The organism is Halalkalibacter flavus, from assembly GCF_036663575.1.
GTDB classification, from domain to species: Bacteria; Bacillota; Bacilli; order Bacillales; family Bacillaceae_D; genus Halalkalibacter; species Halalkalibacter flavus.
This window is the reverse complement of sequence record NZ_JAWRVK010000142.1, coordinates 1-351: the sequence shown is the minus strand read 5'-3', so window position 1 is coordinate 351 and position 351 is coordinate 1. Positions and strand designations below refer to the sequence as shown.

The 351-nt window shown below is 39.0% G+C and carries 1 protein-coding gene; it reads right to left on the bottom strand.

Features of this window, described 5'->3' with window-relative positions; translation table 11 throughout:
- The coding region (locus tag SAY88_RS24805) for a reverse transcriptase domain-containing protein (protein WP_332635092.1) at window positions 1-351 on the bottom strand (351 nt) is incomplete at both ends.

Here is a 351-nt window from a genome sequence, read left to right as displayed (position 1 = left end):
CATATCCAGAGAGGTACTCCAGCTACGTTTTGTTAGCTGGCGTAGTTTTCTTTGGAATTTCTGAATCGATTTCCAATCCGGTCTTGGTTGAAACTTCTTATTATTTGAGTCGTAGTAAAAGCCAAATCCAAGAAATTTTGTTTGGTTAGGATGTGAGATTCTACTCTTTTCCATATTCACTTTCAGTCCCAATTTCTTCTCGATATACTTAGTAATGGAGGTGAGCACTCTATTCGCTGCCTTTTCGCTTCTGACGAAAATGAGACTATCATCTGCGTATCTAACGAAACGCAGTCCTCTTGCTTCCAGTTCTTTATCCAGTTCGTTCAACATAATGTTACTTAGAAGTGG